This window comes from Micromonospora sp. NPDC023633 (assembly GCF_040640035.1).
Classification (GTDB): Bacteria; Actinomycetota; Actinomycetes; order Mycobacteriales; family Micromonosporaceae; genus Micromonospora.
Map to the genome: position 1 here is coordinate 1 of NZ_JBFABB010000138.1, position 17,016 is coordinate 17,016.

General features: G+C 74.9%; 2 protein-coding genes. Both read left to right on the forward strand.

Going from position 1 to position 17,016, the window contains the following annotated elements; all coding sequences use genetic code 11:
* The coding region (locus AB0G13_RS29475; RefSeq protein WP_357881192.1) for an SDR family NAD(P)-dependent oxidoreductase at window positions 1-3,705 on the forward strand (3,705 nt) is incomplete at its 5' end.
* Window positions 3,706-3,749: 44 nt separating this feature from the next.
* Window positions 3,750-17,016: type I polyketide synthase (locus AB0G13_RS29480; protein ID WP_357881195.1), on the forward strand; the 13,267-nt coding region annotated here is incomplete at its 3' end.

A 17,016-nucleotide genomic window follows, 5' to 3' on the forward strand; every position in this document is an offset into this window, starting at 1 on the left:
GACGGGGCTCTGCTGGACCAGACCGTGTTCGCGCAGGCCGGTCTTTTCGCGGTGGAGGTGGCGTTGTGGGAGCTGCTTGCGTCGTGGGGTGTGCGTGCGGACTACCTCGCGGGTCATTCGATCGGTGAGGTGACGGCGGCGTATGTGGCGGGGATGTTGTCCCTGGCGGATGCGTGTGTCCTGGTTTCGGCGCGTGGCAGGTTGATGCAGGCGTTGCCGTCCGGTGGGGTGATGGCGGCGGTCGGCGCTGCCGAGGATGCGGTGCGGGAGGTCATCGAGGCGTCGGGTGCGGCGGTGGACGTGGCGGCGGTGAATGGTCCGGCGTCGGTGGTGGTGTCGGGTGCGGCGGGTGAGGTCGCGTCGGTGGTGGCGGTCTGTCGTGAGCGGGGGTGGCGGACGAAGGAACTCTCGGTCAGCCACGCGTTCCACTCGCGGTTGATGGAGCCGATGTTGGATGAGTTCCGGTCGGTGGTGGCGGGGCTGGATTGGCAGCCGCCGAGGATCCCGATCGTGTCGAACGTGACCGGCGCGGTCGCGGAGGCGCAGGAGATCACCGATCCGGGCTACTGGGTGCGGCACGTGCGGCAGCCGGTGCGCTTCGCCGACGCGGTGCGGACCCTGCACCAGCAGGACGTGACGCAGTTCCTGGAGGTGGGCCCCGACGCCGTACTGACCGCGATGGCGCAGGACTGCGTCGAGGAGGCCGGCGACGTCCGGTTCACCGCCACGCTGCGTGCCGGCCATTCCGAGGCCGCCACGCTGCGCACCGCCCTGGCCGAGCGGTACGTCACCGGCGGCCACGTCGACTGGGCCGGATACCTCACCGGCGCCGGAGCCCGGCCCCGCACGGTCGCCCTGCCCACGTACGCCTTCGACCACCAGCGCTACTGGCTCAACGCCACCACCACGGGCGGCGTGGGGGCACCCGGGCTCGGCGTCCGACCCGTCGACCACGCGCTGCTCGGCGCCGCCGTACAGGTGGCCGACGACGACGTACGGGTCTTCGGCACCGAACTCTCCGCGCGGACCCACCCGTGGCTCGCCGAACACGTCGTCTGGGACTCCGTGGTGGTGCCCGGCGCCGCCCTGGTCGAGATGGTCCTGCACGCGGGCGCGCAGGTCGGCTGCGACGCGCTGGACGAGCTGACCCTGGAGGCGCCGCTGGCGCTCGCCGAGCAGGACGCCCGGGCGGTGCAGGTCAAGCTGGGCACGGCGGACGAGGAGGGACGCCGGCCGGTCACCATCCACTCCCGGGCCGCCGCCGACCCGGACGGGGAGTGGGACCGCCACGCGACGGGCGTCCTCTCACCCGCCGCACCGCGGCCCGACGGGCCCGAGCCGTCGCCCTGGCCGCCCACGGCCGCCGCCGTCGTCGGGGTCGACGCGATCTACACCGAACTGTCCCGGCTGGGCGTCGAGTACGGCCCGCTCTTCCGTGGCCTGCGCGCGGTCTGGCGTACCGACGACGAGGTCTGCGCCGAGGTGGCGGTGCCCGACGGCACCGAGGTCACCGGCTTCGGCATCCACCCCGCGCTGCTGGACGCGGCGCTGCACGTCGTCGGCCTGGTCGACGAGGACGGGGAGGCGTCCGGCGTACGGCTGCCCTTCGCCTGGACCGGCGTCACCCTCTCGGCGGTCGGCGCGACCGCGCTGCGGGTCCGCGCCCGGCGCAGCGGCGGCGGGGTCACCCTGACGCTGGCCGACCCGGCCGGCGCCCCCGTCGCCCGGATCGCCTCACTGGTCTCCCGTCCGGTGACCGCCGACCAGGTACGCGGCGCCGGCGCGGGCGTCGACTCGCTGTTCGACGTCGCCTGGCAGAGCGTGCCGGTGGGCACCCCGGCGACCGGGCGCGCGGTGCTCCTCGGCGACGCCCCGTCCGACCTGTCCGGCCTCACCCGGTACGGGCTCACCGAGCTGGCCGAGGCAATCGACGTCGGCCTGCTCGACCAGGAGCTGGTGCTGCTCGCCGCGTACGCCGACGACGAGCACGCCCCGGTCCCCGCCGCGACCCGCGCCCGGCTCGCCGCAGTGCTGACCGCCGTGCAGGGCTGGCTCGCCGACGACCGGCTGGCAGAGCGGCGGCTGGTCGTGCTGACCCGGGGGGCAGTCCCCGCCGGCGACGGCGGCCAGAGGACCGACCTGCCCGGCGCCGCGGTCTGGGGCCTACTGCGCTCGGCCCAGGCGGAGCACCCCGACCGCTTCGTGCTGGTCGACCTCGACGAGGCGCGGCGACCGGAGCCCGGCACGGTGGACCTGGTGGCCCGCGCGGTCGCCACCGGCGAACCCCAACTGGCGGTCCGGGACGATCGGGTGCTGGCACCCCGGCTCACGCCCGCCGTCCTCGACCCGGCGCTGGGCGCCGAACTCGACCCCGACGGGACGGTCCTGGTCACCGGCGCCACCGGGGCCCTCGGCGGCCTGCTGGCCCGGCACCTGGTCAGCGCCCACAAGGCGCGCCGTCTGCTGCTCGTCAGCCGGCGGGGCGCCGACGCCCCCGGCGCGGCGGAGCTGCTGACCGAGCTGACCGCCCTGGGCGCGCAGGCCCGGCTGGTGGCCGGCGACGTGGCGGACCGCGACTCCCTCGCCGCCCTGCTGGCCGACGTCCCCGCCGAGCACCCGCTCACCGGCGTGGTCCACGCCGCCGGCGTCCTCGACGACGCGGTGATCTCGGCGCTGACCCCCGAACGGACGTCCGCCGTGCTCTCCGCCAAGGCCGACGCGGCCTGGCACCTGCACGAGCTGACCCGAGGGCGGAACCTGTCGATGTTCGTCCTCTTCTCGTCGGTCGCCGGCGTCCTCGGCGGCCCCGGGCAGGGCAACTACGCCGCCGCGAACACGTTCCTGGACGGTCTCGCCCACCACCGGCGCGCCTCGGGCCTCGCCGCCACCTCCCTGGCCTGGGGCCTCTGGGCCGCGGAGAGCGGAATGACCGGCGCCCTCGACGCCGCCCAGCGGCAACGGATGAGCCGCAACGGCCTCAGCCCGCTCGACACCGGCCAGGCGCTGCACCTCTTCGACGCCAGCCTGCGCGGCGGTCGCCCCCATCTGGTGCCGGCGCTGCTCGACCCCGCCGCGCTGCGCCGCCAGGCCGACGCCGGCCAGCTCCCGGCGCCGCTGCGCGGCCTGGTCCGGGCCCGGCGGCGCGTCGTCGACGGCGGCGGCGACGGCGGGCCGTCCTTCGCGCAACGCCTGGCCGGCACGCCCGAGGCCGAGCGCGGCCGGCTGGTGGAGGACCTGGTCAAGGCGCAGGTCATCGAGGTGCTCGGCTACCCGCCCGCCACCGTCGTCCCGTCCGGGCAGACGTTCACCGGCCTCGGCTTCGACTCGCTGACCGCGGTGGAGCTGCGCAACCGGCTGACCGCCGTCACCGGGATCCGGCTGCCGGCGAGCCTGATCTTCGACTGCCCCACGCCCGCCGCCCTCGCCGACTTCCTGCTGCTCGACGCCGCCCCGCCGGCGCCCGCGTCGAGCCTGCTGGCCGAGCTGGACCGGCTGGAGGCCGCGTTCGCCGCGACCGGGCCGGAAGAGCTGGAACGACTGGCCGGCGACGACGAGACGCGGACCGCCGTGGCGGTCCGACTCCGGGCGCTGGTCACCAGGTGGAGCGACGCCACCGACCGGCCGGCCGACGTCAGCCAGGCCCTCGACGAGGCCTCGGACGACGAGCTGTTCGACTTCATCGACCAGAAGTTCGGCCGATCCTGACCACGAGTCCGCCGCTTGCCCCTTAGCGACAGGTGATCAACCCGATGGCGAACGAAGCCAAGCTCCGCGAGTACCTCAAGCGCGTCACCGCTGATCTGCACGAGACCAGCGAACGCCTGAGGGCCGTCGACGAGCAGAACCACGAGCCGATCGCGATCGTGGGGATGGGCTGCCGCTACCCGGGCGGGGTGCGGACCCCCGAGGCGCTGTGGCGGCTGGTCGAGTCCGGCGTCGACGCCGTCACGCCGTTCCCGGCGGACCGGGGCTGGGACGTGGAGAACCTCTACGACCCTGACCCGGACGCCCACGGCAAGTCGTACACCCGCGAGGGCGGCTTCCTGCACGACGCCGGCGAGTTCGACGGAGGGTTCTTCGGCATCTCCCCCCGCGAGGCGCTGGCGATGGACCCGCAGCAGCGGCTGCTGCTGGAGGTCGCCTGGGAGGCGGTGGAACGGGCCGGCATCGCCGCCGACTCGCTCAAGGGCAGCCGGACGGGCGTCTTCACCGGCGTCATGTACCACGACTACGTCTCCCGGCTCAACGGCGTGCCGGAGGAGGTCGAGGCGTTCGTCGGCACCGGCAACCACGGCAGCGTCGTCTCCGGCCGGATCGCGTACACCTTCGGGTTCGAGGGCCCGGCGGTGACCGTCGACACCGCCTGCTCGTCCTCGCTGGTGGCGCTGCACCTCGCCGTGCAGGCCCTGCGCTCCGGCGAGTGCACGCTCGCGCTGGCCGGCGGCGTCACCGTCATGTCCAGCCCCGACACGTTCATCGGCTTCAGCCGCCAGCGCGGCCTCTCCCCGGACGGGCGGTGCAAGTCCTTCGCCGCCGCCGCCGACGGCACCGGCTGGAGCGAGGGCGCCGGGCTGCTGCTGCTGGAACGGCTCTCCGACGCCCAGCGCAACGGCCACCCGGTGCTCGCCGTGGTGCGCGGCACCGCCGTCAACCAGGACGGCGCCTCGAACGGGCTCACCGCGCCGCACGGCCCGTCGCAGCAGCGGGTGATCCGCCAGGCGCTGGCCAACGCCCGGCTCTCCCCGGCCGACGTGGACGCGGTGGAGGCCCACGGCACCGGCACCCGCCTCGGCGACCCCATCGAGGCGCAGGCGCTGCTCGCCACCTACGGCCGGGACCGGGCCGCAGACCAGCCCCTGTGGCTCGGCTCGATCAAGTCCAACCTCGGGCACACGCAGGCCGCGGCCGGCGTCGCCGGCGTGATCAAGATGGTCATGGCGATGCGCCACGGCGTCCTGCCGCGGACCCTGCACGTCGACGAGCCGTCCCCGCACGTCGACTGGTCGGCCGGCGCGGTGGACCTGCTCCGCGAGCCGCGCCCGTGGCCGCGCGGGTCCCGGCCCATGCGGGCCGGCGTCTCCTCCTTCGGCGTCAGCGGCACCAACGCCCACGTCATCGTCGAGGCCGCCCCGCCCGTGCCGCAGCCGGCCACCGACACCGACGCGGTGGCCGGGCCCGACCCGCTGCCGTGGGTCGTCTCCGCCCGCAGCGCCGCCGCGCTCGGCGCCCAGGCCGACCGGCTGCGTACCTGGCTCGCCGAGCACCCCGACGTCGCGCCGGCCGCGGTGGGCCGGGCCCTGGCCGCCGGACGGTCGGTCCTGGAACACCGGGCGGTGGTGCTCGGGGCCGACCGGGACGAGCTGCTCGCCGGGCTCGGCGCGCTGGCCGACGGCGTCCCGGCGGCGTCCGTGCGGCGCGGGGTCGCCAGCCCCACCCGGGTCGCCGTGCTCTGCACCGGGCAGGGCGCCCAGCGGATCGGGATGGGCCGGCAGTCGTACGCCGCGTTCCCGGTCTTCGCCGCGGCGTTCGACGCCGCCTGCGCGGAACTGGACCGGCACCTCGACCGGCCCCTGCGCGACGTGCTCGACGGTCCCGCCGAGGTGCTCGACCGCACCGGGTACGCCCAGGCGGCGCTGTTCGCCGTCGAGGTGGCGGCCTACCGGCTCGTCGAGTCCTGGGGCGTCGTGCCGGACTTCGTGACCGGACACTCGGTCGGCGAGGTGGCTGCCGCGCACATCGCCGGCGTGCTGTCGCTGCCGGACGCCGCCCGCCTGGTCGCCGCCCGGGGGGCCCTGATGCAGGCGCTGCCCACCGGCGGCGCGATGGTGTCGATCCGTGCCACCGAGGCGGAGGTGCGCCAGCACCTCGACACCGCCGCCGGGGTGGCCGGCGCCGGGCTGGCCGCCGTCAACGGCCCGGAGTCCGTCGTCGTCTCCGGCGACGAGGACGCGGTGCTGGCGGTCGCCGAACACTTCGCGGCCCTCGGCCGGAACACCCGGCGGCTGCGGGTCAGCCACGCGTTCCACTCCGCCCGGATGGACCCGATGCTCGACGCGTTCGGCGACGTGCTCGGGCGGCTGACCTTCGCCGCGCCCCGGATCCCGGTGGTCTCCACCGTGACCGGCGCGGTGCTCGACCCCGACGAGGTGCGCTCCCCGGCGTACTGGCTGCGCAACGTCCGCGACACGGTCCGCTTCGACGCGGCCGTGACCACCCTGCGTGAGCTCGGGGTGGGCGCGTACGTCGAGGTGGGGCCGGGCGGGGTGCTCTCCGCGCTGACCCAGGAGATCGTCGGCGCGGACCAGGCGGTCTGCGCCCCGATGCTGCGCGCCGACCACGACGAGGCGGCGACCGCGCTGGCCGCCGCGGCCACCGTCTGGGCCCGGGGCGTGCCGGTGAACTGGGCGGCCCTGTTCGACGGCCCGGCCGTGCCGGTCGACCTGCCGACGTACGCGTTCCAGCGCGAGCGCTACTGGCTGCTGCCCCTGCCGCAGCCCGCCGACGTGACCGCCGCCGGGCTCACCCCGACCGGCCACCCGCTGCTCGGCGCGGTGTTCCGCTCGGCCGACGGCGACGAGGTGACGCTCACCGGCCGGCTGTCGGTGCAGAGCCAGCCCTGGCTGGCCGAGCACGCCGTACGCGACGTGGTGCTCTTCCCCGGGACCGGCTTCGTGGAACTGGCGTTGCGGGCCGGCGCGGAGGTCGGCGCCGACCGGCTCGCCGAGCTGACCCTCCAGGCGCCGCTGGTGCTGCCGGAGACCGGTGGCCTCGACGTGCAGGTCGCCGCCGAACGCACCGGTGGCGAGGCGTGGCAGCTGACGGTCCACGCCCGCCGGTCCGGCACCGACGACCTGTGGGTCCGGCACGCCACCGGCCTGCTCGTCCCGGAGCCGGGGGAGAGCGGGGCCACGCTGGCGGACTGGCCGCCGACCGGTGCCACCGCCCTGGACGTGTCGGAGCTGACCGGGCGGGCGGCGCAGGCCGGGTTCGCCTACGGCCCGGCCTTCCAGGGGCTGCGCGCCGCGTGGCGGCTCGGCGCCGACGTGTACGCCGAGGTGGCGCTGCCCGAGCCGGCGGCCGACGAGGCCGGCGGGTACGGGCTGCACCCGGCGCTGCTCGACGCCGCCGTGCAGGCGGTCGGGCTGGGCATCGTCGACCCCGGCCAGGCCCGGCTGCCGTTCTCCTGGTCGGACGTGACGCTGTCCGCCCACGGCGCGGACACCCTGCGGGTCCGGCTGACCCCCACCGGCGGAGACACGGTGGCCATGCTGGTCGCGGACGCCGCCGGTGAGCCGGTCGCCCGGGTCGGGTCCCTGGTGCTGCGGCCCCTGCCGGCCGGGGAACTCACCTCCGGTGGCTCCCCGTGGCGTCGGTCGCTGTTCCGCCTCGACTGGACCCGGCACGTCGGCGGCGCCGGTGCCCCCGACGGCACGACCTGGGCGGTGCTCGGCGACCGCCCCGCGCCGCTGCCCGCCGGCCTGGCCGCCGTCCGGCACGCCGACCTCGACGCGCTGTGCGACGCCGGCGTGCCCGACGTCGTGCTGTTCCCGGTGGCCGGTGCCGCCGCGACCGACCCCGGCCCGGTCCACGACCTGCTCGCCGAGGTCCTCGGCGTGCTCCAGGGCTGGCTCGCCGCCGAGCGGCACACCGGCGGATCCCGGCTGGTGGTGCTCACCCGCGGCGCCGTCGCCGTGGACGACGACGCGGACGTCACCGACCTGGCCGGCGCCGCCGTGTGGGGCCTGCTCCGCTCGGCGCAGGCCGAGCACCCCGGCCGGTTCCTGATCATCGACGTCGACGACCGGGAGAGCTCCACGTCCGCCCTCGCCGGCCTGCTCTGCACAGACGAGCCGCAGGCGGCGCTGCGCGACGGCGTGGTCCGCGTACCCCGGCTCGTCGCCGTCCCGGAACCCGACGCGCCGGCACCGGCGCTCGACCCGGACGGCACGGTGCTGGTCACCGGCGGCACCGGCGCCCTGGGCGCGCTCCTGGTCCGCCACCTGGTCACCCGGCACGGGGTCCGCCACCTGGTGCTGACCAGCCGGCGCGGGGCCGACGCGGACGGCGCCGCCGACCTGCTCGCCGACCTCGCCGGCCTGGGCGCCACCGCGACGGTCGAGGCGTGCGACGCTGCCGACGCCGACGCCCTCGCCGCGCTGCTGGACCGGATCGACCCGGCGCACCCGCTGACCGGCGTGGTGCACACCGCCGGCGTGCTGGCCGACCGCACCCTGACCTCGCTCACCGCCGAGTCCCTCGGCGAGGTCCTCCGACCGAAGGTGGACGCCGCCGCGCACCTGCACGAGCTGACCGCCGGCGCGGGCCTCGCGCTCTTCGTCACCTACTCCTCGGCGGCGGGCGTGACGGGCAGCCCCGGCCAGGCCAACTACGCGGCGGCCAACGCCTTCCTGGACGCGCTCGCCCACCGGCGGCGGGCCGCGGGCCTCCCGGCGCTCTCCCTGGCCTGGGGGCCGTGGGTCGAGTCGGGCGGCGGCATGACCGCCGGCCTCGACCGGGCCGACACCGACCGGTTGGCTCGCGCGGGCGTCCGCCCGATCCCGGAGGCGGACGGCCTCGCGCTCTTCGACGCCGCCCTGCTGACCGGCCTGCCCGCGACGGTGCCGATGGCGTTGGACGGCCCGGCGCTGCGCGCCCAGGCCGAGGCGGGCACCCTGCCGTCGGTCCTGCGCGGCCTGGTCCGCGCGCCCCGGCGCCGCGCCGCGCGGTCCGGGCCGGCGGAGACCGCCGCCCTGACCGAACGGCTCGCCGGGCTCGACCGCGAGGAGCGCGCCGCGGCCCTGCTGCGGCTCGTCCTCGACCAGGTCGCGGCGGTGCTGGGGTACGCCGACGCCGCCGCCGTCGAGGCCGGACGCCCGTTCACCGAGCTGGGCTTCGACTCGCTGACCGCCGTCGAGCTGCGCAACCGGCTGGGCGCGGTGACCGGCCTGCGCCTGCCGGCGACCCTGGTCTTCGACCACCCGACCCCGCTCGCCCTGGCCAACCACCTGGACGCCGAGACCGGCGCCGACGCCGCTCCGCTGCCGGCCCCGGTCGCCGCCGTCGCGGCGCTCGACGAGCCGATCGCGATCGTCGGCATGAGCTGCCGCTACCCCGGCGGCGTACGCTCCCCGGAGCAGCTGTGGGACCTCCTCGTGTCCGGCGGGGACGGCATCACCGGCTTCCCCGCCGACCGGGGGTGGGACGTCGACGACCTGTACGACCCGTCCGGCGCGCGCAGGGGCAGCAGCTACGCCCGCGAGGGCGGCTTCTTGGCCGACGCCGGCGACTTCGACGCCACCCTGTTCAAGATCTCGCCGCACGAGGCCCTCGCCATGGACCCGCAGCAACGACTGCTGCTGGAGACCTCGTGGGAGGCGATCGAGGACGCCCGGATCGACCCGCTCGCGCTGCGGGGCCGCCCGGTCGGCGTGTTCGCCGGCATGATGTACCACAATCACGCCGCCGGGCTGGCCGACGTTCCGGAGGCCCTCGACGGCTACCTCGGCGTCGGCACGGCCAGCAGCGTGCTGTCGGGCCGGGTGGCGTACTCGTTCGGCTTCGAGGGGCCGGCGGTCACGGTGGACACGGCGTGTTCGTCGTCGCTGGTGGCGTTGCACCTGGCGGTGCAGGCGCTGCGGTCGGGCGAGTGTGACCTGGCGCTGGCCGGTGGCGTCACCGTGATGGCGACGCCCGAGACGTTCATCGACTTCTCCCGCCAGCGGGGCATGGCCCCCGACGGCCGGTGCAAGTCCTTCTCCGACGCGGCGGACGGCACCGGCTGGTCCGAGGGCGTCGGCGTGCTGCTGGTGCAGCGGTTGTCGGACGCGCGGCGTGACGGTCGTCGGGTCCTGGCGGTGGTGCGCGGCACGGCAGTGAACCAGGACGGTGCGTCGAACGGGTTGACGGCGCCGAACGGCCCGTCGCAGCAGCGGGTGATCCGGCAGGCCCTCGCCAATGCCCGGCTGGGTGTCGGGGACGTCGACGTCGTGGAGGCGCACGGCACGGGCACGACGTTGGGTGACCCGATCGAGGCGCAGGCCCTGCTGGCCACGTACGGGCAGGACCGCGACGAGCGGGACGCGCTGCTGCTGGGGTCGGTGAAGTCGAACATCGGTCACACGCAGGCGGCTGCCGGGGTGGCGGGCGTCATCAAGATGATCTTGGCGATGCGGCACGGGCTGGTGCCGGCGACGCTGCACGTCGACTCGCCGTCGTCGCACGTGGACTGGTCGTCGGGCGCGGTGGAGTTGGTGACCGAGTCGCGGGCGTGGCCCGGGGCGGAGCGTCCGCGTCGGGCGGGTGTCTCGTCGTTCGGCATCTCCGGCACGAACGCGCACGTGATCATCGAACAGGGTGAGCCGGAGTCGGCTCCGGCCCCCGTCGCGCCGCTCGGGTTGCCGGTGCCGTGGTTGGTGTCGGGGCGCTCCGAGCGGGGTGTGGCGGGTCAGGCGGCGCGGTTGGCGTCGTTCGTGTCGGGTCGGTCCGTGTCGCTGGTGGATGTGTCGTGGTCGTTGGCGACGACGCGGGCGGCGTTGGAGCACCGTGCGGTGGTGTGGGGTGCGGACGTCGACGAGTTGGTGGCGGGCCTGTCGGCGTTGGCCGAGGGCCGGCCGGCGGTGTCGGGTGTGGTGTCGGCGGGTCGTCGGGCGGTGTTGTTCACGGGGCAGGGTTCGCAGCGCGTCGGGATGGGCCGGGAGCTGTACGAGGCGTTCCCTGTGTTCGCGGCGTCTTTCGACGGGGTGTGCGCCGAGATCGACCGGCATCTGCCGCGTCCGCTGCGGGAGGTGGTGTTCGCCGAGGCGGGCTCCGCCGACGCGGCTCTGCTGAATCAGACCGTGTTCGCGCAGGCCGGGTTGTTCGCGGTGGAGGTGGCGTTGTGGGAGCTGCTTGCGTCGTGGGGTGTGCGGGCGGACTACCTCGCGGGTCACTCGATCGGTGAGGTGACCGCGGCGTATGTGGCGGGGATGTTGTCCCTGGCGGATGCGTGTGTGTTGGTGGCGGCGCGTGGCAGGTTGATGCAGGCGTTGCCGTCCGGTGGGGTGATGGCGGCGGTCGGTGCGGCCGAGGATGCGGTGCGGGAGGTCATCGAGGCGTCGGGTGCGGCGGTGGACGTGGCGGCGGTGAATGGTCCGGCGTCGGTGGTGGCGTCGGGTGCGGCGGGTGAGGTCGCGTCGGTGGTGGCGGTGTGTCGTGAGCGGGGGTGGCGGGTCAAGGAACTGTCGGTCAGTCACGCGTTCCACTCGCGGTTGATGGAGCCGATGCTGGACGAGTTCGCCTCGGTGGTGGCGGGGCTGGATTGGCAGCCGCCGAGGGTTCCGATCGTGTCGAACGTGACCGGCGCGGTCGCGGACGCGCAGGAGATCACGGATCCGGGCTACTGGGTGCGGCACGTGCGGCAGCCGGTGCGGTTCGCCGATGGTGTGGCGGCGTTGCGGGAGCAGGGTGTCGACACGTTCCTGGAGGTCGGCCCAGACGCGACGTTGACGGCGATGGTGGCGGAGGTCGTCGCGGATGGTGCGGTGCGGCGGGTTCCGGCGTCGCGGCGGGACCAGTCGGAGGTCGCTGCGCTGACTTCTGCTCTGGGGCAGTTGTGGGTCGCGGGTGTGCCGGTCGACTGGGTGGCGTACCACGGTCAGACCGGGGCCCGGCCGCGCGTGGTGGACCTGCCCACGTACGCCTTCGATCATCGACGTTACTGGATCAATGCCGCGACGCGCTCCTACCGTCCCCCCGCCGCCCGGCGTAGCGCGGCCGACGAGGACTTCTGGCGGGCGATCGAGGCGGAGGACCTGACGACCCTCGCCGAGAGCCTGGCCGTCGACGCCGACGCCCCGCTCGCGGACGTGCTGCCGGCGCTGTCCACCTGGCGACGCCGCCGGGACGCCGAGGCCACCCTCGACTCCTGGCGCTACCGGGTGGCCTGGCAGCCACTCACGGACGACACCGCCCGCGCCGAGGCGACCGATTTCCTGCTCGTCGTGCCGGCCGACGCGGACGCGGCCGTGACGGAGTGGGCGGCTGCTCTCGGCGCCGCCGGCGGGCGGATCGTCGAGGTCGACGCCGCGTGCGACCGGAAGCGGCTCGCCCACGACCTCGTCGAGGCGTCGGCCGGCCGCGACGGGGACGCGCTGCCCGTGCTCTCCCTGCTCGCGTTCGACACCCGGCCGTACGCCGGGGCCGACTCCGTGCCGACGGGCCTCGCCGGCACGGTCGCGCTCGCGCAGGCGCTCGGGGACGCCGGGATCACCGCCCGGCTCTGGATCGCCACCCGTGGCGCGGTCTCCGTCGGCTCCCGGGACCGGCACGTCGACCCCGTGCAGGCGATGGCGTGGGGCTTCGGGAGCGTGCTGCGCGCCGAGCACCCGCACCGTTGGGGTGGGCTCGTCGACGTTCCCGAGCAGCCCGACCAGAACGTCGTGCGCATGCTCCGGACGCTGATCGCCGGCGCCGGCCGGGAGGACGAGGTCGTCCTGCGTCAGAACGGCGCCCACGCCCGCAGGCTCGTCCGTGCGACGTACGGGGACACCGGTCCGCGCCGTTCCTGGACGCCCCGCGGCACGGTGCTGATCACCGGCGGCACCGGGGCACTCGGGGGGCACGTCGCACGCGCGTTGGCCGCCGACGGCGCCGAGCATCTTCTGCTGGTCAGCCGGCGGGGTGGTGAGGCGCCGGGCGCGACCGCCCTCGCCGAGGAACTCGCCGGGCTCGGCAGCCGGGTCACTCTGGCGTCCTGCGACGTGGCCGATCGGGCGGCGCTCGCGGCGCTGCTCGGCTCGATCCCCGACGAGCTTCCGCTGAGCGCGGTCGTGCACACCGCTGCCGCCCTCGACGACAACGTCGTCGACGCGGTGAGCGTCGACCAGTTGGCCACCGCCCTGCGGGCAAAGGTCGACGCCGCGCGCAACCTGGACGAGCTGACGCGGGGGGCGGACCTCTCGGCCTTCGTCCTCTTCTCCTCCCTCGCCGGTCTCATGGGCGCCGCCGGGCAGACCACCTACGCGCCGGGCAACGCCTTCCTCGACGCGCTGGCGCAGCGGCGTCGCGCCGAGGGGCTCCCGGGGACCTCGCTCGCCTGGGGCCTGTGGGCCGACGGCGGGGTGAGCGCAGGGGAGTTCGAGCAGCGGCTGAGGCGCACCGGCTTCGGCGCGATGGCGCCGGAGACGGCCGTACGCGCCCTCACCCGGGCGCTGGACCGCGACGAGACGTACCTCGTGGTGGCCGACATCGACTGGGCCCGGGTGGCCGCCGCTGGCGGTCGGCGCCCCCACCCGCTGGTCGGGGACCTCCTGGCCGAGGCCAGCGCGGCGGGAGCCGCTGACGCCCCCGTGCCGGCGGCCGACCTGCGCCTCCGCCTGTCGGGAATGTCCGGTGCGGAGCAGCTGCGTGCTCTCGGCGAGCTCGTCCGTGCCGAGGTCGCCGCCGTGCTGGGCCACGAGTCCGCCGAGCGGGTGGCACCGGACCGGGCGTTCCAGGACCTCGGCTTCACGTCGCTCGCGGCGGTCGAGCTGCGCAACCGGCTCGACGCGGCGACCGGCCTCGCGTTGCCCAGCACGCTCGCCTTCGACTACCCGAACTCGGCGGCCCTGGCCGGACACATCCACGCCGAGCTGCTCGGCGGGCAGGCCCTTCCCGTCCCCGCCGCCGTCACCGGCACCGTCGTGGGCGACGACCCGATCGTCATCGTCGGCATGGGCTGCCGTTTCCCCGCCGGAGCCGAGTCCCCGGAGGGGCTCTGGGAGCTGCTGACCGCCGGTGCCGACGCGATGTCGGACTACCCGACCAACCGGCACTGGGACCTGGAGTCTCTGGCCGGATCCGACTCCTACGTCTCCCGGGGGGCGTTCCTGGCCGACGCGGGTGGCTTCGACGCCGAGTTCTTCGGCATTTCGCCACGTGAGGCGCTGGCGATGGACCCGCAGCAGCGGCTGCTGCTGGAGGTCGCCTGGGAGGCGTTCGAGGACGCCCGGATCGAGCCCCTCGCGCTGCGCGGCAGCCGGGTCGGGGTGTTCGCCGGCACCAACGGGCAGGACTACGAGACCGTCGTGCGTCAGGCCGGGGAGTCGCTCGCCGGGTTCGGCGCGACCGGTGCCTCGGCGAGCGTGTTGTCGGGCCGGGTGGCGTACTCGTTCGGCTTCGAGGGCCCGGCGGTGACGGTGGACACGGCGTGTTCGTCGTCGCTGGTGGCGTTGCACCTGGCGGCGCAGGCCCTGCGCTCCGGGGAGTGCGACCTGGCCCTGGCGGGTGGCGTCACCGTGATGGCGACCCCGGGTGCCTTCATCGAGTTCTCCCGCCAGGGCGGGCTGTCGGCGGACGGCCGCTGCAAGGCCTTCGCCGAATCGGCGGACGGCACCGCGTGGGGCGAGGGTGTCGGCGTGCTGGTGGTGCAGCGGTTGTCGGATGCGCGGCGTGACGGTCGTCGGGTCCTGGCGGTGGTGCGCGGCAGCGCCGTGAATCAGGACGGTGCGTCGAATGGTTTGACGGCGCCGAACGGTCCGTCGCAGCAGCGGGTGATCCGGCAGGCCCTCGCGAACGCCCGGCTGGGTGTCGGGGACGTCGACGTCGTGGAGGCGCACGGTACGGGCACGACGTTGGGCGATCCGATCGAGGCGCAGGCGTTGTTGGCGACGTATGGGCAGGGTCGGGATGTGCCGTTGTTGTTGGGGTCGGTGAAGTCGAACATCGGTCACACGCAGGCGGCTGCCGGGGTGGCGGGCGTCATTAAGATGATCTTGGCGATGCGGGCGGGTGTGGTCCCGGCGACGTTGCACGTCGACGCGCCGTCGTCGCATGTGGACTGGTCGTCGGGTGCGGTGGAGTTGGTGACCGAGTCGCGGGCGTGGCCCGGGGCGGAGCGTCCGCGTCGGGCGGGCGTGTCGTCGTTCGGTATCTCCGGGACGAACGCCCATGTGATCATCGAGCAGCCGGAGCCGGAGCCTGTGGCGGCGTCGGCGGGCGATCCGGTGGCTGCGGCGGTGGAGTCCGTGGCCGCTTCGGGTGCGGAGGCGTGCGGCCAGGCCGACGCTATCGGTTCGGCCGGCGCGGCGTCCGTACCGGTGCCGTGGTTGGTGTCGGGGCGTTCGGAGCGGGGTGTGGCGGGTCAGGCGGCGCGGTTGGCGTCGTTCGTGTCGGGTCGGTCCGTGTCGCTGGTGGATGTGTCGTGGTCGTTGGCGACGACGCGGGCGGCGTTGGAGCACCGTGCGGTGGTGTGGGGTGCGGACGTCGACGAGCTGGTGGCCGGCTTGGCGGCGGTGGCCGAGGGCCGGTCGTCGGGTGTGGTGTCGGCGGGTCGTCGGGCGGTGTTGTTCACGGGCCAGGGTTCGCAGCGCGTCGGCATGGGCCGGGAGCTGTACGACACGTTCCCAGTCTTCGCGGCGTCTTTCGACGCGGTGTGCGCCGAGATCGATGCGCATCTGCCGCGTGCGTTGCGCGAGGTGGTGTTCGCCGAGGCGGGTTCGGAGGCTGCTGGTCTGGTGGATCAGACCGTGTTCGCTCAGGCGGGGTTGTTCGCGGTGGAGGTGGCGTTGTGGGAGCTGCTTGCGTCGTGGGGTGTGCGGGCGGACTACTTCGCGGGTCATTCGATCGGTGAGGTGACGGCGGCGTATGTGGCGGGGATGGTGTCCCTGGCGGATGCGTGTGTGTTGGTGGCGGCGCGTGGCAGGTTGATGCAGGCGTTGCCGTCCGGTGGGGTGATGGCGGCGGTCGGTGCGTCGGAGGAGTCGGTTGGCGAGTTGATCGGCCTGACCGGTGCGGCGGTGGACGTCGCGGCGGTGAACGGCCCTGCGTCGGTGGTGGTGTCGGGTGCGGTGGGTGAGGTCGCGTCGGTGGTGGCGGTGTGTCGTGAGCGGGGGTGGCGGGTCAAGGAGTTGTCGGTCAGTCACGCGTTCCACTCGCGGTTGATGGAGCCGATGTTGGAGGAGTTCCGGTCGGTGGTGGCGGGGCTGGATTGGCGGGTGCCGCGGGTTCCGGTGGTGTCGAATGTGACCGGTGCGGTGGCGGATGCGTTGGAGTTGGTGGATCCGGAGTACTGGGTGCGGCATGTGCGGCAGCCGGTGCGGTTCGCCGACGGTGTGGCGGCGTTGCGGGAGCAGGGTGTCGACACGTTCCTGGAGGTCGGCCCGGACGCGACGTTGACGGCGATGGTGGCGGAGGTCGTCGCGGATGGTGCGGTGCGGCGGGTTCCGGCAATTCGGCGCGACCACTCGGAGGTCGCTGCGCTGACTTCTGCTCTGGGGCAGTTGTGGGTCGCGGGAGTGCCGGTCGACTGGGCGGCGTACCACGGTCAGACCGGGGCCCGGCCGCGCGTGGTGGACCTGCCCACGTACGCCTTCGACCACACCTGGTACTGGCCCGAGGCGCTGCCCTCGGCCCGCCGGAACGCGCACGACGATGCTCTCGACGGACGGTTCTGGGCGGCCGTGGAGTCCGGCGACCCCGACCTGGTCGGCGGTGAGCTGGGCGTCGGCGCGGACGAACCGTTCAGCGCGGTCCTGCCGAAGCTCGCGCAGTGGCGGCGGGCCGTCCAGCAGCGGTCGACTGTGGATTCCTGGCGGTACCGGGTGGTGTGGCGACGCCAGGCCGTGACCGGCAACGAGAGCCTGACCGGCTCCTGGTTGGTGCTCATGCTTCCCGGTCAGGAGGACCACCCGGTGCTGGCCGGCTTGGCGGAGCGGGGCGCCGAGGTGGTCCCGGTGGTGCTGGACGTGCTGGACCGGGACCAGATCGCGCGTCGACTGACCGGCGCGTCGGAGACCGGCAAGCCGGTCGCCGGGCTGGTCTCGCTGATGTCGCTGGCCGGTGCGGGCGTGGTCGAGGCGCTGGCGGTGGCGCAGGCGCTGGCCGTCACGGAGATCGAGGGGCGGCTGTGGTGGCTGACCCGTGGCGCGGTCTCCGTGGACGACGCGGAAGCCCTGAGCGACCTGAGCGCGGGTGCTGCGGTGTGGGGTTTGGGTCGGGTGGTGGGTTTGGAGTTGCCGTTGCGGTGGGGTGGGTTGGTGGATTTGCCGGAGTTGTTGGGTG